Source organism: Rhizobium sp. BK529 (assembly GCF_014194105.1).
Taxonomy (GTDB): Bacteria; Pseudomonadota; Alphaproteobacteria; order Rhizobiales; family Rhizobiaceae; genus Rhizobium.
On the sequence record NZ_JACIAU010000001.1, the window covers coordinates 2,360,394 to 2,382,505 of the forward strand.

General features: G+C 60.7%; 29 protein-coding genes. 13 read left to right on the forward strand and 16 right to left on the reverse strand.

The window, feature by feature from the left end; translation table 11 throughout:
• Positions 1-46: 46 nt before the first annotated feature.
• From bla to dmeR, 3 genes are all read right to left on the reverse strand, one after another.
• Positions 47-931, reverse strand: coding sequence for a class A beta-lactamase (gene bla, locus FHX08_RS11990; RefSeq protein WP_132652114.1), 885 nt, complete (start codon positions 929-931; stop codon positions 47-49).
• Positions 932-1,001: 70 nt separating this feature from the next.
• A complete protein-coding gene (gene dmeF / locus FHX08_RS11995; RefSeq protein WP_132652115.1) occupies positions 1,002-1,979 on the reverse strand; it encodes a CDF family Co(II)/Ni(II) efflux transporter DmeF in 978 nt (325 codons plus the stop codon).
• Positions 1,980-2,002: 23 nt separating this feature from the next.
• Positions 2,003-2,275, reverse strand: a complete 273-nt coding sequence (gene dmeR, locus FHX08_RS12000) for a Ni(II)/Co(II)-sensing transcriptional repressor DmeR (protein WP_132652116.1) — start codon at positions 2,273-2,275, stop codon at positions 2,003-2,005.
• 85 nt (positions 2,276-2,360) lie between these two features.
• On the opposite strand from dmeR, the gene FHX08_RS12005 reads away from it, so the two are divergent.
• The 3 genes from FHX08_RS12005 to FHX08_RS12015 all read left to right on the forward strand — a co-directional run bounded on the left by FHX08_RS12005 (position 2,361) and on the right by FHX08_RS12015 (position 3,783).
• Positions 2,361-2,567 carry a hypothetical protein gene (locus FHX08_RS12005; RefSeq protein WP_132652117.1) on the forward strand — a complete coding sequence of 69 codons (207 nt, stop codon included), beginning with the start codon at positions 2,361-2,363 and terminating at the stop codon, positions 2,565-2,567.
• A 102-nt stretch (positions 2,568-2,669) separates the two neighbouring features.
• A complete protein-coding gene (locus FHX08_RS12010) occupies positions 2,670-3,164 on the forward strand; it encodes a GNAT family N-acetyltransferase (RefSeq protein WP_132652118.1) in 495 nt (164 codons plus the stop codon).
• Between the two features lie 40 nt (positions 3,165-3,204).
• On the forward strand, positions 3,205-3,783 hold the full coding sequence (locus FHX08_RS12015) for a type 1 glutamine amidotransferase family protein (RefSeq protein WP_184327205.1): 579 nt from the start codon (positions 3,205-3,207) through the stop codon (positions 3,781-3,783).
• On the opposite strand, the gene FHX08_RS12020 is transcribed toward FHX08_RS12015, so the two are convergent.
• The 4 genes from FHX08_RS12020 to FHX08_RS12035 form a co-directional block, all read right to left on the reverse strand.
• Entirely contained in the window at positions 3,765-4,070 is a 306-nt protein-coding gene (locus tag FHX08_RS12020; RefSeq protein ID WP_184327206.1) for a hypothetical protein, read from the reverse strand. The two genes, FHX08_RS12015 and FHX08_RS12020, sit on opposite strands and share 19 nt — an antisense overlap.
• Before the next feature lie 34 nt (positions 4,071-4,104).
• A complete protein-coding gene (locus FHX08_RS12025; RefSeq protein WP_132652120.1) occupies positions 4,105-5,019 on the reverse strand; it encodes a cytochrome c in 915 nt (304 codons plus the stop codon).
• A gap of 140 nt (positions 5,020-5,159) precedes the next feature.
• Entirely contained in the window at positions 5,160-5,603 is a 444-nt protein-coding gene (locus tag FHX08_RS12030; RefSeq protein ID WP_132652121.1) for a c-type cytochrome, read from the reverse strand.
• A gap of 136 nt (positions 5,604-5,739) precedes the next feature.
• On the reverse strand, positions 5,740-6,375 hold the full coding sequence (locus FHX08_RS12035) for a LysE family translocator (RefSeq protein WP_132652122.1): 636 nt from the start codon (positions 6,373-6,375) through the stop codon (positions 5,740-5,742).
• A gap of 128 nt (positions 6,376-6,503) precedes the next feature.
• On the opposite strand from FHX08_RS12035, the gene FHX08_RS12040 reads away from it, so the two are divergent.
• Positions 6,504-7,205, forward strand: a complete 702-nt coding sequence (locus tag FHX08_RS12040) for a YafY family protein (protein ID WP_132652123.1) — start codon at positions 6,504-6,506, stop codon at positions 7,203-7,205.
• Positions 7,206-7,280: 75 nt separating this feature from the next.
• Here FHX08_RS12040 and FHX08_RS12045 read toward each other — a convergent pair whose 3' ends face one another.
• The gene (locus tag FHX08_RS12045; RefSeq protein WP_132652124.1) at positions 7,281-8,051 is read right to left on the reverse strand and encodes an SDR family NAD(P)-dependent oxidoreductase; all 771 of its coding nucleotides are present in this window, start codon (positions 8,049-8,051) and stop codon (positions 7,281-7,283) included.
• A 169-nt stretch (positions 8,052-8,220) separates the two neighbouring features.
• Here FHX08_RS12045 and FHX08_RS12050 point away from each other — a divergent pair, with 169 nt between their 5' ends.
• The gene (locus FHX08_RS12050) at positions 8,221-9,135 is read left to right on the forward strand and encodes an AraC family transcriptional regulator (protein ID WP_132652125.1); all 915 of its coding nucleotides are present in this window, start codon (positions 8,221-8,223) and stop codon (positions 9,133-9,135) included.
• On the opposite strand, the gene FHX08_RS12055 is transcribed toward FHX08_RS12050, so the two are convergent.
• From FHX08_RS12055 to FHX08_RS12075, 5 genes are all read right to left on the reverse strand, one after another.
• Positions 9,132-9,977, reverse strand: a complete 846-nt coding sequence (locus FHX08_RS12055; protein WP_132652126.1) for a metallophosphoesterase — start codon at positions 9,975-9,977, stop codon at positions 9,132-9,134. The genes FHX08_RS12050 and FHX08_RS12055 overlap by 4 nt on opposite strands.
• Positions 9,978-10,041: 64 nt before the next feature.
• Entirely contained in the window at positions 10,042-10,263 is a 222-nt protein-coding gene (locus FHX08_RS12060) for a hypothetical protein (RefSeq protein ID WP_132652127.1), read from the reverse strand.
• Between the two features lie 38 nt (positions 10,264-10,301).
• Complete coding sequence (locus tag FHX08_RS12065) at positions 10,302-10,712, reverse strand: SRPBCC domain-containing protein (RefSeq protein WP_132652128.1); 411 nt, start codon at positions 10,710-10,712, stop codon at positions 10,302-10,304.
• Positions 10,709-11,032, reverse strand: a complete 324-nt coding sequence (locus tag FHX08_RS12070) for a helix-turn-helix transcriptional regulator (protein ID WP_132652129.1) — start codon at positions 11,030-11,032, stop codon at positions 10,709-10,711. The genes FHX08_RS12065 and FHX08_RS12070 overlap by 4 nt, the downstream gene beginning before the upstream one ends.
• Before the next feature lie 150 nt (positions 11,033-11,182).
• Positions 11,183-11,785: a superoxide dismutase gene (locus FHX08_RS12075; protein WP_132652130.1), complete on the reverse strand. Its 603-nt coding sequence runs from the start codon at positions 11,783-11,785 to the stop codon at positions 11,183-11,185.
• 70 nt (positions 11,786-11,855) lie between these two features.
• On the opposite strand from FHX08_RS12075, the gene FHX08_RS12080 reads away from it, so the two are divergent.
• The 4 genes from FHX08_RS12080 to FHX08_RS12095 all read left to right on the forward strand — a co-directional run bounded on the left by FHX08_RS12080 (position 11,856) and on the right by FHX08_RS12095 (position 15,411).
• The gene (locus FHX08_RS12080; protein WP_165911856.1) at positions 11,856-12,002 is read left to right on the forward strand and encodes a hypothetical protein; all 147 of its coding nucleotides are present in this window, start codon (positions 11,856-11,858) and stop codon (positions 12,000-12,002) included.
• A 288-nt stretch (positions 12,003-12,290) separates the two neighbouring features.
• A complete protein-coding gene (locus FHX08_RS12085) occupies positions 12,291-13,832 on the forward strand; it encodes a hypothetical protein (protein ID WP_312862133.1) in 1,542 nt (513 codons plus the stop codon).
• A 134-nt stretch (positions 13,833-13,966) separates the two neighbouring features.
• Positions 13,967-14,617: a class I SAM-dependent methyltransferase gene (locus FHX08_RS12090; protein ID WP_132652132.1), complete on the forward strand. Its 651-nt coding sequence runs from the start codon at positions 13,967-13,969 to the stop codon at positions 14,615-14,617.
• A gap of 62 nt (positions 14,618-14,679) precedes the next feature.
• A complete protein-coding gene (locus tag FHX08_RS12095) occupies positions 14,680-15,411 on the forward strand; it encodes a sulfite exporter TauE/SafE family protein (protein WP_132652133.1) in 732 nt (243 codons plus the stop codon).
• A 95-nt stretch (positions 15,412-15,506) separates the two neighbouring features.
• Here the strand turns inward: FHX08_RS12095 and FHX08_RS12100 are convergent, their stop codons facing one another.
• Entirely contained in the window at positions 15,507-15,854 is a 348-nt protein-coding gene (locus FHX08_RS12100) for a nuclear transport factor 2 family protein (RefSeq protein ID WP_132652134.1), read from the reverse strand.
• 185 nt (positions 15,855-16,039) lie between these two features.
• Here FHX08_RS12100 and FHX08_RS12105 point away from each other — a divergent pair, with 185 nt between their 5' ends.
• Positions 16,040-17,269 carry a multidrug efflux MFS transporter gene (locus FHX08_RS12105; RefSeq protein ID WP_132652135.1) on the forward strand — a complete coding sequence of 410 codons (1,230 nt, stop codon included), beginning with the start codon at positions 16,040-16,042 and terminating at the stop codon, positions 17,267-17,269.
• Between the two features lie 3 nt (positions 17,270-17,272).
• Here FHX08_RS12105 and FHX08_RS12110 read toward each other — a convergent pair whose 3' ends face one another.
• On the reverse strand, positions 17,273-17,881 hold the full coding sequence (locus tag FHX08_RS12110; RefSeq protein WP_132652136.1) for a TetR/AcrR family transcriptional regulator: 609 nt from the start codon (positions 17,879-17,881) through the stop codon (positions 17,273-17,275).
• A 111-nt stretch (positions 17,882-17,992) separates the two neighbouring features.
• Here FHX08_RS12110 and FHX08_RS12115 point away from each other — a divergent pair, with 111 nt between their 5' ends.
• Together FHX08_RS12115 and FHX08_RS12120 are read left to right on the forward strand one after the other, a co-directional pair.
• On the forward strand, positions 17,993-18,676 hold the full coding sequence (locus FHX08_RS12115; RefSeq protein WP_132652137.1) for a glutathione binding-like protein: 684 nt from the start codon (positions 17,993-17,995) through the stop codon (positions 18,674-18,676).
• Positions 18,677-18,813: 137 nt separating this feature from the next.
• Positions 18,814-19,785, forward strand: coding sequence for an NADP-dependent oxidoreductase (locus FHX08_RS12120; RefSeq protein WP_245508238.1), 972 nt, complete (start codon positions 18,814-18,816; stop codon positions 19,783-19,785).
• 50 nt (positions 19,786-19,835) lie between these two features.
• Here the strand turns inward: FHX08_RS12120 and FHX08_RS12125 are convergent, their stop codons facing one another.
• Complete coding sequence (locus tag FHX08_RS12125) at positions 19,836-20,738, reverse strand: LysR family transcriptional regulator (RefSeq protein ID WP_132652138.1); 903 nt, start codon at positions 20,736-20,738, stop codon at positions 19,836-19,838.
• A gap of 137 nt (positions 20,739-20,875) precedes the next feature.
• Here FHX08_RS12125 and FHX08_RS12130 point away from each other — a divergent pair, with 137 nt between their 5' ends.
• Entirely contained in the window at positions 20,876-22,090 is a 1,215-nt protein-coding gene (locus FHX08_RS12130; protein WP_132652139.1) for an HlyD family secretion protein, read from the forward strand.
• The last annotated feature ends 22 nt before the right edge of the window (positions 22,091-22,112 follow it).

Genomic DNA, 22,112 nt, shown 5'->3' on the forward strand with positions numbered 1-22,112 from the left:
ACAATTCCGGGCGCAAAAACGCTGCACACCTCTTGCTGGAACTGCTCTACACCATCTCGGTGATCATCTTGCCGATCTCGGCAAAGACGGGGTTGAATTCATCCATTTTCACGGTCGTTTCGGCCATATAGACGGTGGCGACGATCGGGCCACGGTTGGGCGGCCAGATGATGGCGATATCGCCGGCCGAACCGTTGTCGCCCGTGCCGGTCTTGTCGCCGATCTTCCAGTCGGATGGCAAGCCTGCGCGCAGGCGCCCGCCGCCAGTCGTATTTGCCACCATCCAGTCGACTAGCTGATTGGCCGAATCTTCCGCCAGGACGGAGCCGAGGGCGATATTGCCGAGCGAGTCGAGCATAGCATCCGGCGTCGTGGTGTCGCGCGGATCGCCTTTTGCCGCCTCGTTCAGTGCCGTTTCCATGCGGTCGAGCCTCGTGGTGCCGTCGCCGATGGAGCGGAGCCAGTCGGTGAGCGCTGCCGGACCGCCAAAACTTTCCAGCATCAGGTTGCCGGCCGTGTTGTCGCTGAGCGTAATGCCGGCTTTGCAGATCTCGGCCATGGTCATGCCCTCGCCGCCGGCGTGCTTTTCCGTCTCTGGTGAATAGGTGACGAGTTTTTCCTTGCCGTAGGTGACGCGCCGGTCGAGCTTTTCATCACCCCTGTCGACGCGGGCGAGCACGAGGCCGGCAGCCAGAACTTTGAAGGTGCTGCACATGGCGAACGGCTCGCTGCCGCGATAGCCGAAGGAGACATTTGTGTCGCTGTCGAGGACGGAGACCCCGAGGCGCCCGCCAATGCGCGCTTCCAGTGCTGCAAGCCGCTTGTCAATATCATCATTCTGCTGCTCTGCACGCACACGAGCGGCAAAACCCAGCGCAGGCAACAGCAAGGCGGAGCCCATGAAGCTGCGGCGGGTAAGGCTGTGATTCATGAAGACCTCCGAGGAATCAGGATCGCAGGCGTAAGGCCCGATTGCGGCGGCATCTCGGCTTTTGACGGAATCAGGCGGCGCGCGTGACCTCCACCGTCACATGCGACAACTCGTCCAGGCTCGCCAGCCGCTGCTTATAGAATGCCGTGTCGCGCGGTTGCGGCGTCAGCACAGCGACGATTGCCGCGTGGTGGCCGGGGCCGACCTGCCAGACATGCAGATCGGTGATCTGGTCGCCATCGCCTTCGATCGCGCCGCGAATCTCGTCCGGCAGCGTCTCCCCTTCGGAGAGTACATCGAGTAGCACGGCGCCCGACGATTTCAGCAGTCCCCATGACCATTGCGCAATGATGAGCGCGCCGACGATGCCCATCAGCGGATCGAGCCACAGCCAGCCATAAAGGCTGCCGAAGGTGAGCGCGGCAATGGCGAGCACCGATGTCAGTGCGTCCGCGATGACGTGCATATAGGCGGAGCGGATATTGTTATCGGCGTGACCGCTGTGGCCATGGTCATGGCCGTGGTGATGATCGTGACGGTGAGCATGTCCGTGTCCGTGTCCGTGAGCATGTCCATGGCCGTGATGATCGTGGCCACCGCCGCTCAGCAACCAGGCGCTCACGAGGTTGACCACAAGGCCGATGACGGCGACGGCAATCGCCTGACTGAAGCTGATCGGCACGGGCGACGTGATGCGCAGGAAGCTTTCCCAACCCATCAGCAGGGCAATCATCGCCAGAATGATGGCGCTTGCGAAGCCAGCGAGATCGCCGAGCTTGCCGGTGCCGAACGTGAAGCGCGGGTTGCGCGCCTGTTTGCGGGCGAAGAGATAGGCGAGCGCGGAAATCAGCAGTGCGCTGGCATGGGTGGACATGTGCCAGCCGTCAGCCACCAGCGCCATCGAGCCGTATATCGTGCCGGCGGCGATTTCGACCACCATCATGACTGCGGTCAGCGCGATCACCAGCCAGATGCGGCGCTCGTTCCGGGCATGATCCTGCCCCAGGAAGACATGTTCATGTCCGTGGGTATTCGTTCCGGCATTCATCGCCATCTCCTGATCGATCCGCCTCAGCGGATATAGGTTCGCAATATTTCCGATATTTCCTCGACCGCTTCCGCCCTCGCCTTCTCGTCGGCGGCATGCAGCACATGTTCGTGCAGGTGATCGTCCAGCACCTCGCCGGTCAGCCCCGTCAGCGCGCCGCGCACGGAGGCGAGAAGCTGCAGGATTTCGCCGCAGGGGCGCTCGGCTTCCAGCGCGCGCTCGACGGCCTCGAGCTGGCCTCGGAGGCGGCTGACGCGGGCGATGAGCTTCTTCTTCTGGTGGGTCGTATGGGACATGATCGCCTCTAATTAGGATAGGGGGGTATACTATTTCTTGTCGAAAGGTGAAAGCGACAAGGCGACGCATCTCACGGATTTCGTCATGTCCGATCTCAAACACGCTCTCGAGGGAAACGCCTCGAACGCGGCCATGGCAACAAAAGCAAGCGGAAATGCGCTGACGAACGCTCCGCTGTCCGAACTAACGCCACCTGATCGGCCATTGACAAATGAGCGGTTTCGGAGGATTGATCTTGGCATGATCGAGAACGCGCACCATAACCGCTCGTATTTTTGGCTGTACCTGTAAGGGGCGGCCAAGACAGATCATAATGTCAACAAGCCGCCGTCAGGCGGCTTTGTTGTATCGGCAGCGTCCTGACGGCATAATTTCGAAAAGGACGCGAAAACCGTGCTTGAATTAGAAGACAGCGAAATATCGCTCATGCGCCCGCCGGTGGTGACGATCCGCGCCGCCAAACCCCGCGACATCGCCGAACTCCATGAAATGATCGGCCTGCTTGCCGCTCACCACGGCGACATCTCGGCCTCGACGCCGGAGCAGCTCGAACGCGATCTTTTCGGCCCGACGCCCTGGATCTCGGCTATCGTCGCAGAAGGCAGCGAGGGTCTGATCGGCTACGCCATCCTCGTCCCGCTCTACCGGGCGCAGGAAGGCAAGCGCGGCATGGATCTGCATCACCTTTTCGTGCGTGATGGCCATCGCGGCCATGGCACGGGTCAGCTTCTGGTCGACCGCGCCCGCGAAACCGCACGTATGGCAGGCTGCGATTACCTTTCCGTCAGCGCTGCCACCGGCAATGTCAAAGCGCACCGCTTCTACGAACAAATGGACTTCACCCCTCGCCCGGTCACCGGCATGCGCTATATGCAGGCTCTGTCGTGAGCGGCACCAGCCGCTCGGCCATCTTGCAAGGGAGGAAAACATGACCCGACTGGCGGTGGTTCTGACCGACGGCTTCGCGGACTGGGAAGTGGGGCAGCTTGCTGCCTCCGCCCGCACCCATTTCGGCTTCGACGTGGTGACGGCAAGTCCCGGCGGCGCAGAGGTGCGCTCCATGGGCGGGCTGCGGGTGGCCGCCGATACTGTCGCCGAAAACCTGCATGGTGACGCTTTCGATGCACTTGTTATCTGCGGCGGGACGATCTGGGATACCGAAAAGGCACCCGACCTTTCGCTCGTCATCAACGATTTTATCGGGCGCGGCAAGCTCACGGCGGCGATCTGCGGCGGGACATTGGCGTTGGCGCGCGCCGGTGTGCTGAACGACATTCCGCACACCAGCAATGCGCCTGATTTTGTCGCCAGTGCCGAGGGTTATCGCGGCCAGGCGCACTACCGCGACGGACCACAGGCTGTGCGTTCAGGCATGATCGTGACCGCACCCGGCTCGGCACCAATCACCTTTACGGCGGAAATCTTCCGTGCCCTCGGCTTCGGCAGCGAAGAGTTAGATACCTATGTGCAGATTTTCGGCGCGGAGCATCAGCCGAAGGCGGCGTGAGCCGCGCTAAGCAACTCTATCACTTCGGCCGTCGTGCCTTGGCGGTCGCCTCGTGCGCCCGGCCGGGTCGCCCATTGGTGAAGTGCCGACTTGACGAAGAGGAAGGCAGCGGCCCGAGCCTGCGCAAGATCGCCGGGATTATCGAGAGGGCTCGCCATCTTTGCCTCCATGGCAGCAAGCGTATCTGTGAACCAGCGCGCGAGCACCGCGTTGCGCGCGCCAAGGCGATCCCTCATGCGGGCGATGGCGGCGTCAGTTTCCTCGAGCGACGGATGGTTCATGGCCATCAATCTAGCCTGTGGCGCTTGCCCGAGGCAGGCGCTACTTGCTCGGCACCGCCTTCAAATAGGCGGAGATCGCTTCGATATCGGACTGCGGCAGACGGGCGATATTCTGCTGCACGTCGACCATCTGCCCGCCGGCGGAGTCGAAATCGGGGGTGAAGCCGGTCTGCAGGTAGTTGGTGATATCGGCCTCGCTCCAGGAGCCGATGCTTTTCGAGCCCGGCGTGATATCGGGTATGCGACCCTTGCCTTCCGGGTTAGGGGCGCCGGCGAGCCACTGGTCGCGGACGAAGCCGCCGAGGGAATCGCGTGGGGTATGGCATTCGCCGCAATGGCCGAGGCCTTCGACCAGATACTGGCCGCGCTTCAACCTGTCATCGGCGTTGGCGAGTACGACGCGCGGCTGGTCATTGAAATAAAGGAGCTTCCAGGCGCCGAGCGCCAGGCGGATGTTAAAGGGGAACGGCAATTCGTGCGGCGGGACGACATTGCTGCTCTTCGGCAGCGTCTTTAGATAGGCAAAGAGATCGTTGACATCCTTGTCACTCATGCGCGCATAGGAGCCGTAAGGGAAGGATGGGTAAAGATGCTGGCCGTCGGGACCGACGCCGCGCTTCATAGCGTTGCCGAACTGGGCGAGCGTCCAGCGGCCGATGCCCGCCTGTTCATCCGGGGAAATGTTGGGGACGTGGAACGTGCCGAAGGGGCTCTTCAGTGCGAGACCACCGGCAAGGGTCAGCTTCGTATCGCCTTGCGCGCCAGGGGCGGCATGACAGCTGACGCAGCCGCCGGCCCAGAACACTTTTTCGCCGTTTGCTACGTCGGGCGCACCGAGATTGGCCCAATGGCTTTCCGGCAGCGGGTCCGGCGCGGTGACGAAATAAAAAACCGCGCCGCCAATCACGACGACGCCGATGAGACAGAGCACAAAGCGGACGAACCTGCGGACCATGCGCCGCCTCTCCTTCTATCGATATCAAGGGCATTCCGGGATTCGCTCGCCGGGTCCCGCTGCCGGCGAGAATAAAGCGATCCGCACCGGCGGCAAGGGCCGGTGCGGATGACGGGGTCGTCTGGGAATGGCTCTATCGCTTAGTCCTTCTTGATACGATAGAGCTGATGACAGCCACCGCAATTGCCGCCAACGGTGTTAAGCGCCGCGCCAACGCCGGCAGCATCAGCCGGCAGCTGGGCGAGCACGGTCTCGGCGTCGGTAGACAGCTTCATGGCGCGTGCCTTGAAGTCATCCATGTTTTCCCAGATCTTCGGGCTTGCTTCGCTGTCGCCCGTCTCGGTGCCCGGCTTGAACTGCTCCGGGAAAGCCTTTGCGGTTTGAGCGATCGTCGTCAGTGCTGCCTTGACGGCATCCGCATCATAGGGCTTCGTGCCCTTGGCGATGGCCGAAAGCGCACCTGCTGCGCCACCGATCTGCTTCATCATTCCAACGCGTGCGTCATGCGTGCCGTCGGCCGCCATGGCCGAACCGATGGCAATGCCGGCAAGCGCAACAGCCGTCGCTATTGTTTTCCAATTCATTCTTCTCTCTCCATTGTTCCGCCGGCAAAACCGGCCGGGGCAAATCTGCACGGCGATCATGACAAAATCCACCTCGCCGCATAGTCACGTTTGGCCGGATCCTCATAAAAACAATGTGATAAGCATCGATGGAATATTATGCAGTCTTCCATCCTTGCCAGAGGCTGATCGCCGATATGACGACCAGCAGCAGGCCGGCGAGACGGCCGATGACAGCAGTCGTATTCGGGTTGGAAACCAGGAGATCACGGCTGCGACCGGCGGTCATGGCAAGCGTGCCATAAACGCCAAGCTGCGTGAGCACCGTCATGGCGCCCATGATCAGGCCCTGCAGCCAGATCGGCCCATATTCCGGCTTGATGAATTGCGGATAGACCGCCAGCACGAAAATATAGGCCTTGGGATTGACGAGGCAGGTGACTGCCCCCTGCCGGAACGCCTTCCAGGTGGAGCGCGCCGTGCCGGGGCCGACCGCCTCGACCTTGATCGAACTCCTCATCAGCGAGATGCCGATCCAGATCATGTAGGCAACGCCGGCAAAGAGCAGCAGGTTGAAAACACCCGGCAGCATGGCGACGAGGATGCCCACTCCCGCCGCACCATAGGCGGAATGCACCGCCCCGCCCAGCATGATGCCGCTGGTAGCGGCGAGCCCCCGTCTGGTGCCGCCGGTCAGCGCATTGGCGAGCACGAAGAGCATGTCCATGCCCGGCACGATGATGATGCCGAAGAGAAGGGTGAAGTAGAGCCAGAGGCTTTCGTGATAATTCATGTCAGTTGTCCGTCCCGTATTCCTAGGTGCTTTTCCAGGAAGCACATTAATTTCAAATCGATAGATGGGCTCTATACGGCAGGCCAACTGACAATGTATTGTCAGGAGCGTGGGAGAAAGGGTGGCAAATGCGCAAGGCCTCCAGGCTTTTCGAGATCATCCAGATATTGCGGCTGGCGAAGAAGCCGATGACGGCCGCCGTCATGGCCGAAAAGCTGGAAGTGACGGTGCGCTCGATTTATCGCGACATCGCCGCGCTGCAGGCAATGCGGGTGCCGATCGAGGGCGGGCGCGGCATCGGCTACATCATGCGGCCAGGCTTCGATCTGCCGCCACTGATGTTTTCGATCGAGGAAACCGAAGCGATCGTGCTGTCGCTGGCGCTGCTGGAACGCACCGGCGACGACGAACTGAAGCTCGCCGCCCGACGCGTCAATCAGAAGCTTGCCGGCGCCGTGCCGCCGCCGCTCCGTCAGGCTATGGAGAACAAGGCGCTGTTTGCGTGGGGCACTATCGCTCCTGCACCTCCGGGAATGGATCTTGCCATGGTGCGCCGGGCAATCCGCGACGAGCGCAAGCTTAGCCTCAATTATCGCGACGAAATGGGACGTGCGACCGAGCGGATGATCCGCCCGATCGCGCTGATCTATTATTCCCAGACCGCTAATATCGTCGCCTGGTGCGAACTCAGGCAGGCCATCCGCAACTTCCGCAGCGACCGGGTCGAGGCCTGTGCGGAGGCCGACGCCTTCTTCAAGGGCGAAGGCGACGCGCTGCGGACGTTTTGGACGCAAAGCTGGACGGAAGGGCCTGTCGCAGCGAATGCCTGAACCGCTGCCCCGGAAACGAGGCAAGAGAGACCCGGACGCAACCGGTACGTTCTTGATCGCTTTCAAGGAAGCAAATCAGAGCGCCATGCCGCCGGAGACCTCGATGCGCTGGGCGTTGACCCACCGATTGGCTTCCGTCAGCAACGAGGCGATCATCGGGCCGATATCGTCGGGCACGCCGGCGCGGCCAAGCGCCGTCATGGCGGCGACCCGGCGGTTGATCTCCGGATTATCGCGGACCATACCGCCACTGAAATCCGTTTCGATGGCACCGGGTGCAACGGTGTTGACGGCAATGCCGCGGGCGCCAAGCTCATTGGCCATATAGCGCGTCAGCACCTCGACAGCGCCCTTTAGCGAACCGTAGGCCGAGGAGCCCGGTACGGCAACGCGTGCAAGACCACTGGAAAGATTGACGATGCGGCCGCCATCGGCAATCACCGGCAGAAGCTTCTGCGTCAGGAAGAAGACGCCCTTGAAATGGATGTTATAGAGCTTGTCCATTTCCGCCTCAGTCGTCTCGGTGATCGAGGCGTGGTAGGCGGTGCCGGCATTGTTGACAAGGAAGTCGAAACGGTCACGGCCCCAGCTCTTCAGCACCGAGCGGACGCTGCCGACGAAGGCGTCGAAGGCTTCGACATTGCCGGTATCGAGCTGCAGGGCAGCGGCCTTGCAGCCGAGCGCCTCGACTTCAGTCACGACCTTGTCTGCCTCGGCACGGTTGGAATTATAGGTGAAGATCACGTCGACGCCATCACGGGCGAGGCTGACGACGGTGTTTCGGCCGAGGCCGCGGCTGCCACCTGTGACGATTGCGATTTTGGAAAGTGCGTTCTGATCGGTCATCTCGGTACTCCTTGTTCAGATGGCTGGAATCTAGGACCTGACAGCCCTTTCCTTGAATGCCGAAAGCCTCGAATTTCTTGCCTATTCCTCCAACCGGCTTGTCCGCTTGCCGGCAGGCAGTAAGATGACGGGGCATAAGCACCGCACGGTCTGCCACCGGAGAATGATGATGTCCGACGCAATCAAGAACGCTATTACCGAATACATGGAGAGCCATGGTGGCGGCGACGGTCTCTACACGACGGCACTGCCCGGTCTTTACCTGATGCGTGCTTCGACGCTCACCATGCCGAAGCCGGCGATCTATCGCCCGGCGCTCTGCATCATCGTCGACGGTGCCAAGCAGATCATGTTCGGCGAGCGGCTTTTCACCTATACGGCGATGCAGGCGCTGGTGATCAGCGTCGAGATGCCGGCCTTCGGACAGGTCATCCAGGCGAGCCCGGAGCGGCCGATGATCGCGCTGACCCTGGAGCTCGATGTCACCATCCTGCGGGACGTTCTCGAAGAGATGGAAAGCCCGCCCAAGCCATCCGGCGAAGGCGGTCAGGGTGTTTTCGTCCAGCAGTTCGGACCGGAATTGCAGGACTGCACCCTGCGGCTGATGCGAATGCTGGCGACGCCGAAATCTATCCCGATCCTGCGACAGGCGATCTTGCGGGAAATCAGCTTCTGGCTGCTCACAGGCGAGAACGGCGGCGAAGTCTGCAAGCTGGCGCTGCCTGGAAGCCAGACGCGGCGCGTGGCCGATGCGATCCATCTCTTACGCGACAACTTCACTGCGCCTGTCCGTGTGGAACAGCTGGCGGCGGCAGCAAAGATGAGCCCCTCTTCCTTCCACCAGCATTTCAAGATGCTGACCTCGATGAGCCCGCTGCAATATCAGAAACAGCTCCGGCTTCTGGAGGCGCGGCGGCTGATGGTGGCTGACGGCATCAATGCCGCCAATGCGGCCTATCAGGTGGGTTATGAAAGTGCTTCGCAGTTCAGCCGCGAATATACGCGCATGTTCGGCACGCCGCCAAAGAAGGATGCGCTGGAGCACCGGGCACAGCCGGCAACAGCGGACACAGAACTGATTTAGTAATTCAGTCGGCGGCTGTCCTCGCGGCCGAAACCGCGGATTTCCAGCCGGTCGGCATAGACATCGACGATGGCGAAGGTGTTCTCGTTCTCGGTATCGACAACACCCTTGAAATTGACGAAGTGGCAGCCGGCGACCTGGCCGTAATTGCCGACATGGTTATGGCCGTTGAGATAGGCAACGACATTGTCCTGCGAGGACAGGAGCTCGACGATACGCTCGCGATCCCACATGTCATGTTCACAGGGCGGGTGGACGGGGAAGTGATTCATGACGATCACCTTCTCGCCCTCGACCTTCGCTTGTTCGATTTCGCCTGCGAGCCAGGCAAATTGCTCGTCGCTGAGCGATGCATTCCATTCATGCGCGTTCTCGGCGCCGGCGGCCAGCAGAGCCGCCAGTCGCTCGCTGCCGAGCACGCGGAAGGGATGGCCTTCCGGCGATGAGAAGATGCTGACTTCATTGCCGTTGAGCACGATGAAGCGGAAACCGTGACGCTGGAAACTGTAATAGGACGCCGGCATGCCGACACGCTCTGCAACCTTTTCCAGATATTGAGGGGCGACGCCGAAATCATGATTTCCGAGCAGAAAGTGCGCCTCGTGACGCAGCTTTTCATAGACGGGCAGGATATCGTCGAAGCTTCTGAAATCGCGGTCGATGATATCGCCGAGCGTCATGACGAAGCTCAGGTCCTCGCCATTGAAGGTCTCGATCGCGGCAGCAACCTTGGCGAGGCTGTTGGCGTAATAGCGCCCCATCTCGACTTGCGGTTCTATGGCGGCATATTGCGGATCGGCGATGATGCCGAAGCGGAAATAGGGAAGATCAGCTGATGACATGCGGCGTGATGTAGTGGCCGCGGATGACAGCGATGTGACGGTGCTGCCAACCGCGGCGCAACCCTCACCTCGTGGCGGGCGCTTCGCTCTGACGGTCGCTGAAATAAGGCAATGCGAACATGTAGAGGCCGCTGAACAACATCAGGAAAAGAGGCGGCAGCGGCGAATAGACCACCCAGGCCGGCGGCGTGCCGAAAGCCATGGTGGCGAAATTGGCAATGACCGTCAGCGTGAAGATTATGGACAGCCAGCGGTGAAGCTGGCGGATAAACTTGTTCCAATTCATTGGCATTTCCTCCTCAAGCAGGCTTCTGCGTCTGTATTTCAGTCTTGACGCACCAGAACCTGCTGCAGATTGTCGAAGAAGCGCTGCCAGCCGAACTTTGCGCCCTGGTAGGCCTGTTCCTGATCCGGACGGAAACCTGCCTGCTCCATGCGCAGATGCGTGCCCGAACCGGCAGGGGTCAGCGTCCAGGTGACGGTGCTTTCGAGGCCATAGGCATCCCAGGTGTAAGTGAGGGTCCTGTTCGGCTCGATTTCCAGTACTCGGCAATCGACGGAACCCCATTCGGCAGTGAACTTGAAGCTGTGATCGCGCACAGGCTTGAAGTCACTCTTCATTAGCCATTCCTGGATGAGATGCGGCTGCGTCAGCGCACGCCAGATCTTCTCCGGCGGGAAAGCAATCTCCCGCTCGATGATGACGGAGCGGACTTCAGTTGCGGTGTCGTTCATTGGTCCATCCTTTTGAGCAAATCTTCCAGAGCGTCGAACCGGCCTTCCCAGAAGCCGGCCATCTCCGTCGTCCAGTCCGCCAGAGGAGCAAGCGCCTTGATCTCGGCGCTGTAATGCGTCTGGCGGCCTTCATGACGGTCGCGCACCAGGCCGGCGGTCTTCAGCACCGCCAGATGCTTCGAGACGACCGGTTGGGAAACGCCGGCCCCGACCGTCAGAACGCCGACCGTCTTCTCGCCTTCACGGCATAGACGTTCGAAGATGGCGCGTCGGGTCGGATCGGCAAGCGCCCGGAAAAGTGCGTCCTGAACATTCGACATCAGAATTCATACCTGGTTGGCTATGGATTTACTTATAGCCATATGGGTATGAATGAGTCAAGCGGCCTTCGCAGCATTTGTTTCGGCAGAAACGAAAACACCCGACGCTTGGCGGCACCGGGTGCTGAAAAACCAAAACTTTCGAAGTGCTTACTTCGTAGCCGCTTCGTAGCGCTCCAGGACGTAATCCCAGTTGATCAGGCTGTCGATGAAGGCTTCGAGATACTTCGGACGAGCGTTGCGGTAGTCGATGTAGTAGGAATGTTCCCAGACGTCGACGCCGAGGATCGGGGTCGCGCCGTGAACCAGCGGGTTTTCGCCGTTCGGGGTCTTGGAGATTTCGAGCTTGCCGTTCTTGACGGAAACCCAGGCCCAGCCGGAGCCGAATTGCGTTGCGCCGGCATTGGCGAAATCGGCCTTGAACTTGTCGTAGCCGCCGAGGTCGGAGTTGAAGGCAGCTTCGAGCTTGCCCGGCAGCTTGTTGCCGCCGCCGCCCTTCTTCATCCACTTCCAGAAATGGACGTGGTTGTAGTGCTGAGCGGCATTGTTGAAGAGGCCGGCATTGGTGCCGAAGGACTTCTTGACGACGTCTTCCAGGGAGAGATCGGCCAGGCCGGCTTCCGCTGCAAGCTTGTTGCCGTTGTCGACGTAAGCCTTGTGGTGCTTGTCGTGATGAAACTCCAGCGTCTCCTTCGACATGAAGGGAGCAAGCGCTTCGTAGTCATAGGGAAGTTCGGGCAATTCGAAAGCCATATCAGATCTCCTCTTGGCAATAGATTGCGTCATCGGCAGGTGAGGCGGAACATAGGAGGGGAAGCACGGAGTGGCAACCGGCGAATTATCAAAAAACAACGACTTCGAGGAAAAATTGCCTCCTGCGGCAGGCTCTCTTCAAAAGCACAAATCACAGTCTGTGCCACGCCTTCCTGGAGATGAAACCGATATGACGGCAAAAAGGGAAATGGCATGAAAAGGAATGGAGTCCCTCCCCTCGCCAAGCATTATTTTTCTCAAGCCATGTGCCGAAAACGAGCTCCGCTCGCGTCTCGCCCAACGCGTTCAGGGTACGCCTCCGGGATTTCAATAAAAACCTGTTAATTTCCCTTAGGCGCTTTTGACAGGCCGCGAGGAGCACGTCTTAGATGCAACCCAGAGCTACCGGAGAATGTTAGTCTGACATTCTCCGGTATTTTCTTAGTTAGCATTGCTTAAATCATTTCAGGGACTTCTGACATCAACTTCGGGGCGTGTGATGGTCATGAGCTTTTTTCGTCGTAATGAAGAACCGATGAAGCCGGGTGCAAGAGTATCCGGCCATCGTCCGATGTCGTCCGTGACCGAGCAAACCGCTCTCGCTGATAAGCCGCCGGTGCAGTACAGCGTTTCAGAAATTGAGGATTTCCAGGCTTTCGGCACGGCAATCGAGGAAAACAAGCAGTCCTCCGAAGAGCTGCTCGTCAGCCTGACATCTCTGCAGGAGCGTGTCTCCTCGCTGCTCGGCGCACACAGCCAGTCGCTCAACGAAACGGGTGCTCTGCGGGCAGAATGCTCACGCCTGGCCTCGCTGCTCGATTATGAGAGCAATGCACGGCGCAAAGCCGATCAGGACAATCAGCGCCTTGCGATCGAAAACAAGGGACTGAAGGTCGATTGCAGCCAGCTTCGTGTCGAGGCCAGCACCTACCGCGAAGAGCTGATCAAGCTGCAGGGCGTGCATGAGCTGACACGCGAGGAATTCACCGTGGTCGAGGCGCGGCTGATCGATGCCGAGCGCGAGCTCAGCGACCGGGCGCTGCAGTTCGACGAGGTTTCCTCACACCTTCGCCGCACACAGCAGGACCATGATGTGCGCAGCCGGGAACTGGCGATCACGCGCGAAAAGCTGGATCTGGAAACCACGGCCCATCAGCTGCTCATCGAAAGCTCGCGCCGCGAAAACAGCATCCAGCTTCGCGAAATCGCGCGTCTCAATGAAGAGCGCAGCCACCTCAAGACCAATCTGTCCGAGCATGAGGCGCTGACGCGCAGCCTGCAGTCCTCCATCTCCAACCTGAAGCAGGATCTAGCTGCTTCGGAAGAGCGTTATCGCCGCCTGGAAACCGAATTCGAAACGCTGGAAACCTCCTCGACGCTCGAACTGGCCAACCTGCGCACCAAGCATGAGGCAATCGGCTCGAAGTCCGAGCTCGTCGAGAAGCTGCTGTCGACCGCCAACAGCCGCAACAAGATGACGGACGAGGAGTTGCAGTCGACCCGCGCGGAACTGAAGCGCACGAAGAGCGAACTTGCCACGGCGCTGACGCGCCTGGAACGGATGACGGATGAGCTCAACCGGGTTCGCCTCAATGGCGCGGAAAGCGAAGCTGCCCGCCGCGAGCTCGCTGCCCACAGCAATGATCTCGTGATGAAGCTGCGCGAGGCTGAAAGCCAGCGCAACAAGCGCGACCGTGAGATCGAAGCCTTCAAGAACGATCTCGATACGCGCCTCGATACCGACCGCTACGAAATCAGCCAGCTGCGCACGAGCCTGGAAATCGCCAAGTCGGAAATCCGCCAGCTGCGTGCCGAGCGCGCAATCCTCAGCGGTCAGCTGGAAGTGGCGCGCGGCGATCGTCCTGCCGTCGCCGATGTCCCGCCTCTCGCGGAGCCCGAGAAGGAAGAGGTGCGCATGCCGGCCGCCAACTTCGCGCCGATGATTGATATCTCCAGCAAATCGTTGCGCGGCAACGGCATGATCGCCGACTCCGTCAACGACGAACTCGCGGTCGTCGAAGCGACGCTGCGCACGCCGGCAGAGTGATCAAGGCTTGGTTCGGCGGGGAGGAAACTCTCCGTCGACGGCAAAAGCAGCAAGTCTGACACGTCCTTTACCAGTCAGTCGGAACTCGGGCCTGCCTTTCGGAGTTTGGAGGCAGGGGATGAAGGAGGCGCCGCATGCGACATGTCCAAAATCGGGCTGACGATCAGCAGAAAATCTATCAGCGCTGGGCGCCGGTCTACGACCAGGTCTATCGAAGCATCCTGCGCGACGGACACCGCACGCTTGCGCGGCTTGCTGCTGACGCCGGCACGGATATTCTGGAAATCGGCGTCGGCACCGGCCTGGTGCTCTCTTACTATCCGCGTCGCAGCCGCGTGACGGGCATCGACATTTCCGAGCACATGATTGCCAAGGCGCGGGAAAAAGTTGCCAGGCACAAGCTTTTCCATGTGCGGCAACTGCAGGTCATGGACGCACATGCGCTCGCCTTCGAGGACCGGTCCTTCGATGCAGTCTGCCTACCCTTCGTCATCACTCTCATTCCCGAACCCGAGCGGGCGCTTGACGAATGTGCCCGCGTGCTGCGGCCAGGCGGCGAGATTATCCTTGCCAGCAAGCTCGGCGATGGCGCCGGTCTGCAGGGTGCCATCGAGGAGGCTGTCGCGCCGCTGGTGCGGCGAGTTGGCTGGAGTTCTTCTTTCCGAATCAGGCGGATCACGGACTGGGCAAAAGGGAACGGCTTCGATGAGGTTCAAATATTGCCGGTTTTCCCGAATGGCTTTTTCAAAGTCATGCGCCTCAAACGGCGTGCATCAGATGCTTGAGGCGGAAGTTTTTCCATACTGAACGTATCTGCAAATCAGGCCTTTGCTCGTTAGGGACCTTTATGACCTGGGATTTCCTCCTCTTCGTCGTCGTCGGTTTCTGCGCGCAGATCGTCGACGGCGCCCTCGGAATGGCCTTCGGCGTGCTGTCCACGACCAGCCTGCTGACGCTTGGCGTGCCGGCTGCCAATGCCAGCGCCATGACGCATGTGACGGAGCTGTTCACCACGGCAGCATCGGGCATTTCCCATGCCTGGCATCGCAATGTCGACTGGAAGCTCGTAGCACGGCTGGCGCCTGCCGGCATGATCGGTGGGGCCGTCGGCGCCTTTTTGCTGGCCAACGTCGACGGCAAGCTGATCGAGCCCTTCGTCTCCGCCTATCTGATCGTTATCGGCCTCCTAATTTTCTGGAAGGCTTTCCACCCGACGCCCAGGCGCGAAGTCAGCGACTGGATGGTGCCGCCCGTCGGGCTTTGCGGCGGCGTGCTGGATGCGATCGGCGGCGGCGGGTGGGGACCGATCGTCACCAGTTCGCTCGTCGGCCGCGGTCACGATCCGAAGCGGGTGATCGGCTCGACCAACTTCACCGAGTTCGCGGTGACGCTGATCATATCCATCACCTTCGTTCTGACGCTCGGCTGGTCCGAACTCGGCTCGGCAGTCGGGCTGATTATCGGTGGCGTGATCGCCGCGCCCTTCGGCGCGATCCTCGTCAAGCGGCTGCCGGTGAAACCTCTGATGATCGCGGTTTCCATCGTCATCATTGCGACTTCGGCGATGCGGCTCTTCTGACGTGCGCGATCTCTTAGTTTCGCCTGCCACGCTTCAAATTTAGGCGTGACGCATGTCGTTACCGCAAAACCGCTACACAATTTGCGCGACATGCTTCAGGCCGTATTGCGGCCGAAATAGACATCGACGGATGCTATCTTGTCGCCGGCGAAGCGAAAACTTTCCATGTTGCGGAACGCCTTGCCATCGGTCGTTTCGGCGCGGTAACGCACGACGCCCTGGTCCCCCTCAACCGACAGGAACTCGATATCGAAGGCTTTCAGCAGCGGCTCATTCGGCCAGCAGCGCTCGAAGTAGGTGGCCCGGTTTATGTGATCGTCCCGTGGGCTCGAAAAGGTAAAGTCCTCCGTCAGCATGGCGCCGACGATATCCTTGCGTTGATCGATATAGGCTGCGTAGAGATCGCGCAGCATCTGGGCGCGGTGTTCATTCCTGTTGCTCATGTCTGCCTCTCCTTACCGATTGCATATTGCAATCAGCTAGAGGCGAAATGGTGCTTTTCAAGCCGCTTTCCTTTTTACGGCAGGTCTGATTGGGGCGAATCCGTCCTTGGCAGCCCGCAGCGCGATGCATAAAGTGAGGATCGCCTCATCTTGGCCAAGGCCAAACTGTACGAAGAAGATCCGCAATGACCGACACGCAATGGGACGCCGCAAAGGTGGTACCCGGCTCCGCCTACTGGAAACGCAATCTCGTCATCTCGCTCACGGGCTCGTTCACGACCATCGTGGCGATGACCCTGCTGCTTCCCTTCCTTCCGCTCTATGTGGAAGAACTCGGCGTGAGCGATCATGCGGCGATCGTGCAATGGTCGGGCATCGCCTATGGTGCGACCTTCTTTGCCGCCGCTTGCGTGGCGCCACTCTGGGGCCGGCTCGGCGATATCTACGGGCGCAAGCTGATGCTGGTGCGCGCAAGCCTCGGCATGACCATCGCTATCTCGCTGATGGGCATGGCCGGCAGCGTCTGGCAGCTCGTGGCGCTGCGCCTCTTCGTTGGCCTCGCGGGTGGTTATGCTTCCGGCTCGATGGTGCTGGTCGCGACACAGACGCCGAAGGACCGATCGGCCTGGGCGCTCGGCGTGCTCTCATCCGGCATCATGGCCGGCAATCTGGTCGGCCCGCTGATCGGTGGGGCGCTGCCGCCCATCATTGGCATCCGCGGTACGTTTTTGGCTGCAGGCGGCATAATCTTCCTCGCCTTCCTCGCGACGACCTTTCTGATCAAGGAGGAGAAATCGGCGGCGCGCAAACAGGCGGCGAAGGCATCCGGCGGCTGGAAATCCATTCCCGACAAGGGGCCCGTGGTTGCGATGCTCGCGACCGGGCTGCTCCTGATGCTCGCCAATATGTCGATCGAACCGATCATCACCGTCTATGTGGCGCAGCTTGTGCCCGATCAGCGGCAGGTCACGATGGTGGCCGGCATCGTCATGTCGGCCGCGGCGCTCGGCAGCATTCTCTCGGCCTCGCGGCTTGGGAGGCTGGCGGACCGGATCGGCCACTGGCCCGTCATTGCCGGGGCGCTGGCCGTCGCCGGGCTGCTGCTCATCCCACAGGCTTTCGTGACCTCTTCCTGGCAGCTCATCGCCTTGCGTTTCCTGATGGGGGTCGCGCTTGGCGGGCTGCTGCCCTGCATCGCCGCCGTGATCCGGCACAATGTGCCCGATAGTGCGGCGGGCAGCATCCTCGGCCTCTCCACTTCCTCGCAATTCGTAGGCCAGGTCGTCGGGCCTGTTCTCGGCGGCTTCGTCGGCGGCCATATCGGTATGCGGGCGGTCTTTCTCGGCACCTGCGTCCTGCTGGTTGCAGGCGCGGCCTTTGCGTGGCTGGTCCGGCCGAAAGAAGAGGAAGCCTGAGCGTCAGGTTTTGCCGCAGATCATGTCAATGCCGGATTTAGCCAAGGCCTCCAGCGTCTCGCGGCTATCGCCGGCCCGGGCGCGCACGGCGAGCGAATGCATGACGGCCGAGGCAAGTCTTGCAAGCATGTGGACATCGCTGCCCCCGGGCAGTTCGCCGCGTTCGACGGCGAGCGCCATGCGCTGCTCGATCGCGCCGTCAAAATCCTCGAGACTGCGGCTCAGCAGGTCACGAACACGCTCGTGCTGGATCGCCTCGGCAGTCGCCGTGCTGATGAGGAAGCAGCCGCGAGCGGACGTCTCGCCGTGAAGATAAATCTCCAGGGCGCTTTTATAGACCTTCGCGAGATTGTCGCGCAGCGGCAGTGACGGGTCGAGTGCATCGGCCAGCACATCCATGCTTTCGGCCCGATAGGCCTCCATGACATCGAGATAGAGAGCCTCCTTGTCGCCGAAGGCACCGTAGAGGCTTGGGCGGTTGAGCTGGGTGGCAGCGCTCAGCGTATCCAGCGATGTGCCGGCAAAACCGCGGTCCCAGAACACCTCCCTCGCCTTTTCCAACGTTTGCCTGGCATCGAAGGCTCTTGGGCGACCACGCTTCTTCTCGCTCATTTTGTACCGTTTCGCATAAAATAATTGACCAAAAGAATTTTATGCGAAATAGTACAAAAGTCCAACGGATTGATGCGGCCGCTCTCGAACCGCCGCAGGAGGAGAAAACCCATGAAGCTCTATATGCATGCAGCCGCCTGTTCGCTGTCGCCGCACATCATCTGCCGCGAGCTCGATATCGACATCAAGCTCATCACGGTCGATCGAAAGACGCACATAACCAGCGAGGGTGACGACTATTTTGCGATCAACGGCAATGGCTATGTGCCGGCGCTGGTGCTGGATGATGGCAAGGTGCTGACGGAGGGACCGGCGATTGCGCAATTTCTCGCCGACAGCTCGCCTGATGGGCGCCGGATGCTACCGGAATTCGGCAGCTTCGCCCGCAATCAGGTGCAGTCGCTGCTGAACTTCATCACGTCGGAACTGCACAAACCGATGGTGATACTCTTCGATGCCAACTACACCACCGTGCATGACGCCATGCGCGCGGTCGTCCACAAGCGTCTCGACTGGATCAACGGCAGGCTTGCCGGCCCCTATCTCACCGGCGAGGATTTTACGATCGCGGATGCCTATCTCTTCGTTTGCCTCAACTGGTCGCCGTGGGTCAAAATCGATCTCGATCAGTTTCCGGCGCTTCCTGCTTTCATGAAGCGTGTCGCGTCGCGGCCGGCAGTACTGACGGCACTGAGCGAGGAAGGGCTGATGGCCTTCAATGCCGGCGGGAATTTCTTTGCGCCGATCGCCTATATCCAGTCCGCCGGTTATATCGGCTCGCCGGTCCGGCCGTGATAGAGTGCCGGTCCGGCAGGTCGCGCGGCCGGACCGGATTATCCTTTGATGCTTGATAATCCTTCCGCGACAGCGCGGGTTATCGGAAGCCTTCGATGGCGGCATCTTTTCTCCATCGAGACCGAAAGGAGCGAAAGATGACCACAACAGCCGACAAAGCCCCGAAGACGGACAAAACCATGAAAGCTTACCGGGTTCATGCATTCGGACCGCCGGAAGCCATTATTGCCGAAGACATCGAGATTCCCGCACCCGGCAAGGGTGAAGTTCTCATCAGGGTGCATGCGGCCGGCGTCGGACCTTGGGATGGCTGGATCCGTTTGGGCAACAGCGCCCTGCCCCAGCCCCTGCCGTTGACGCTCGGCTCGGACCTCTCCGGGACGGTGGAAGCGATTGGTGACGGCGTGACGCAGGTGGCGCGCGGCGATGCCGTTTATGGCGTCACCAATCCGCGCTTCATCGGCGCCTATGCCGAATATGCGATCGCCGCTGCCGGAATGATAGCCCGCAAGCCGGCGAGCATCGACCATGTCGAGGCCGCCTCGATACCTGTCATTGCGGTAACGGCGCGGCAGGCGCTGTTCGACCACGCCAGGCTCACCGCCGGACAAACGGTGCTGATTCACGGTGCGGCCGGCAATGTCGGCGCCTATGCGGTACAATTCGCCCGCAAAGCCGGGGTGAAGGTGATCGCCACGGCAAGCGGCAGCGACATCGAGACCGTCAGACGGCTCGGGGCCGATATCGTCGTGGACTTCCGCAGCCAGCGCTTCGAGGACTTTGCCCATGAAGTCGATGCCGTGATCGATCTTGCCGGCGGCGAAACGCAGACGCGCTCCTTTGCGGTCCTGAATCGCGGCGGCCGGCTCATTTCCGCCGTCTCGCAGCCGGATCAGGAGCTTGCGAAGACATATGGCGTCGAGGCCCTCTTCTTCCTCGTCAACGTCACAACGAAGGAGTTGAATGAAATTGCCGCGATGGTCGATGCCGCCGAACTCGAAACCAATGTCGGCGATGTGCTGCCGCTCGATGCGGCGATCGCCGCGCATGAGATGCTGGAAGGGATGCGCCCGCACGCCAAGGGCAAGATCGTGCTGAAGGTTATTTGAGGACGGTTTGAGGCAAGGTCCAGCCGGCTAACAGTCTTGCCGGACGTTTCTCATGCCATCCATTTGCGATGCTCGGCGAAACGCTCCACGAGCATGTCGAGGAACAGACGCACCTTGGTCGGCAGATGGCTGCGGTTGGGATAGACCGCATTGATGTGGATCTCGACGCCGCGATAATCGGGCATCATACTGACGAGACGGCCCGCGGCGAGGTCTTCGAAGATGACAAAGCTTGGCGCCAGAAAAATCCCTTGCCCGCTCAGCACCAGGTAGCGCAATGTTTCGGCGCTGTTGGAAATGAGGCTGCCGCCCACTTTGACGCTTTCCTGCTTGCCTTCCTTGTCCTGGAAACGCCATTCGTCGCCGAAGGGATAATAGGCATATTGCAGGCAATTGTGCTCGGCGACCTCCGCCGGCGTCGTCGGCATGGCATGGGTCTTCAAATAATCCGGCGAGCAGACGAGAAAATGCCGCCAGGGCGTCAGCTTGCGCGCAACGAGGCTCGAATCCGGAGACGGTGTCGAGCGGATCACCAGATCATAGCCATCCTCGATCATATCCACCGCGCGCTCGCCGATATTGAAATCGATCTGGACAGCCGGATAGAGCGTCATGAACTCGTTGATGACGGGGAGCAGGAAGCGGACGATCGCGCTGCTCGTATAGAATCTCAGCGTGCCGCGCGGCGTCGAACTCAATGCGCCGGCCGTGCGGTCCGCCTCTTCCAGATCGGCCAGGATCTGCGATGAACGTTCGTAATAATATTTGCCGGTTTCAGTGAGGCTGACCTTCCTGGTGGTGCGGTTCAGGAGCCGCACGCCAAGGCGATCCTCTAATGATTGCACATGGTTACCCACCATGGTGACGGACATGTTCAGGCGTCGCGCGGCAGCCGAAAAGCCGCCGCATTCCACTACCCGGCCGAAGACTGTGAGGCTGGTCAGCCGATCCATGTTGTTCCTCGATTATCCAATGAGAGTTGATGATCCTTCCGGAAAACAGGAGATTATCAGAAACTACTGCCGGGTCCATCTTCCAGCCATCGAACAAGGCCTCTCACGAACGGGGCCGAGACTGATGGAGAAGGACAATGGTTGAACTCCCCCGCAACGACATTTTCAAGAATACGCCACAGGGCGGGATCGCCCCGACGGCCGAAGCCGGGGCACCGACTGCAGAAGCGATGGCTGCAGCTGCCGCGGCCGTAGAAGCCCCTAGGAAAACCGGCCGCAAGATCGTCAAGCGTGCCGTTCTTGCCGCAGCCTTGCTTGCCGGCGCCGCCTTTGCCGGCGACTTCGGCTATCACTACTGGACGGTCGGCCGCTTCATCGAATCCACCGACGATGCCTATGTGAAGGCCGATTATACGACCGTCGCTCCGAAGGTCGCCGGCTATATCAAGGAAGTGCTCGTCAACGATAACGATACCGTCAAGGCCGGGCAGGTTCTCGCCCGTATCGACGACCGTGATTTCCAGGCAGCGCTCTCGCAGGCCAAGGCCGACGTGAAGGCGGCCGAGGCCGCCGTTACCAATCTCGACGCGCAGATTTCGCTGCAACAGTCGATCATCGCACAGGCACATGCAACGCTCGATGCCTCACAGGCTTCGCTTGCCTTCGCCCAATCCGATGCCCAGCGCGCCAGCCGCCTGATCACCAACGGCGCCGGCACGCAGTCTCGCGCCGAACAGAGCCAGTCGCAGAAGGATCAGGCTGCGGCTGCCGTCGAGCGCGATCAGGCCGCCGTCGTTGCCGCCGAGAACAAGGTGCCGGTGCTGCAGACACAGCGCGAACAGGCACTTGCCCAGCGCGACCGCGCCGTTGCCGCCGCCCGCCAGGCCGAGCTCAACCTCTCCTATACGGAGATCGTCGCTGCTGTTGATGGCACGGTCGGCGCCCGCTCGATCCGCGTCGGCCAGTATGTCACCTCGGGCACACAGCTGATGGCGGTTGTGCCGCTGCATGCGGTCTATGTCGTCGCCAACTTCAAGGAAACCCAGCTCACCTTCGTGCGTCCCGGCCAGCTGGTCGAGATCAAGGTCGACAGCTTCCCGGACATTGCCATCAAGGGTCATGTGGACAGTGTTTCGCCGGCAAGCGGCCTCGAATTCTCGCTGCTGCCGCCCGACAACGCCACAGGCAATTTCACCAAGATCGTCCAGCGCATTCCGGTCAAGATCGTCATCGACGACGAGCGCCTTGCCGGTCTGCTGCGCTCGGGCATGTCGGTCGTGCCCGACATCGATACCAAGGCCGCCCAGACCTCCGCGGCCGCGGCGGAAGGATTATCCACCGCTGCTGGATGATCCTTCCGTTCCTTTCTCAATT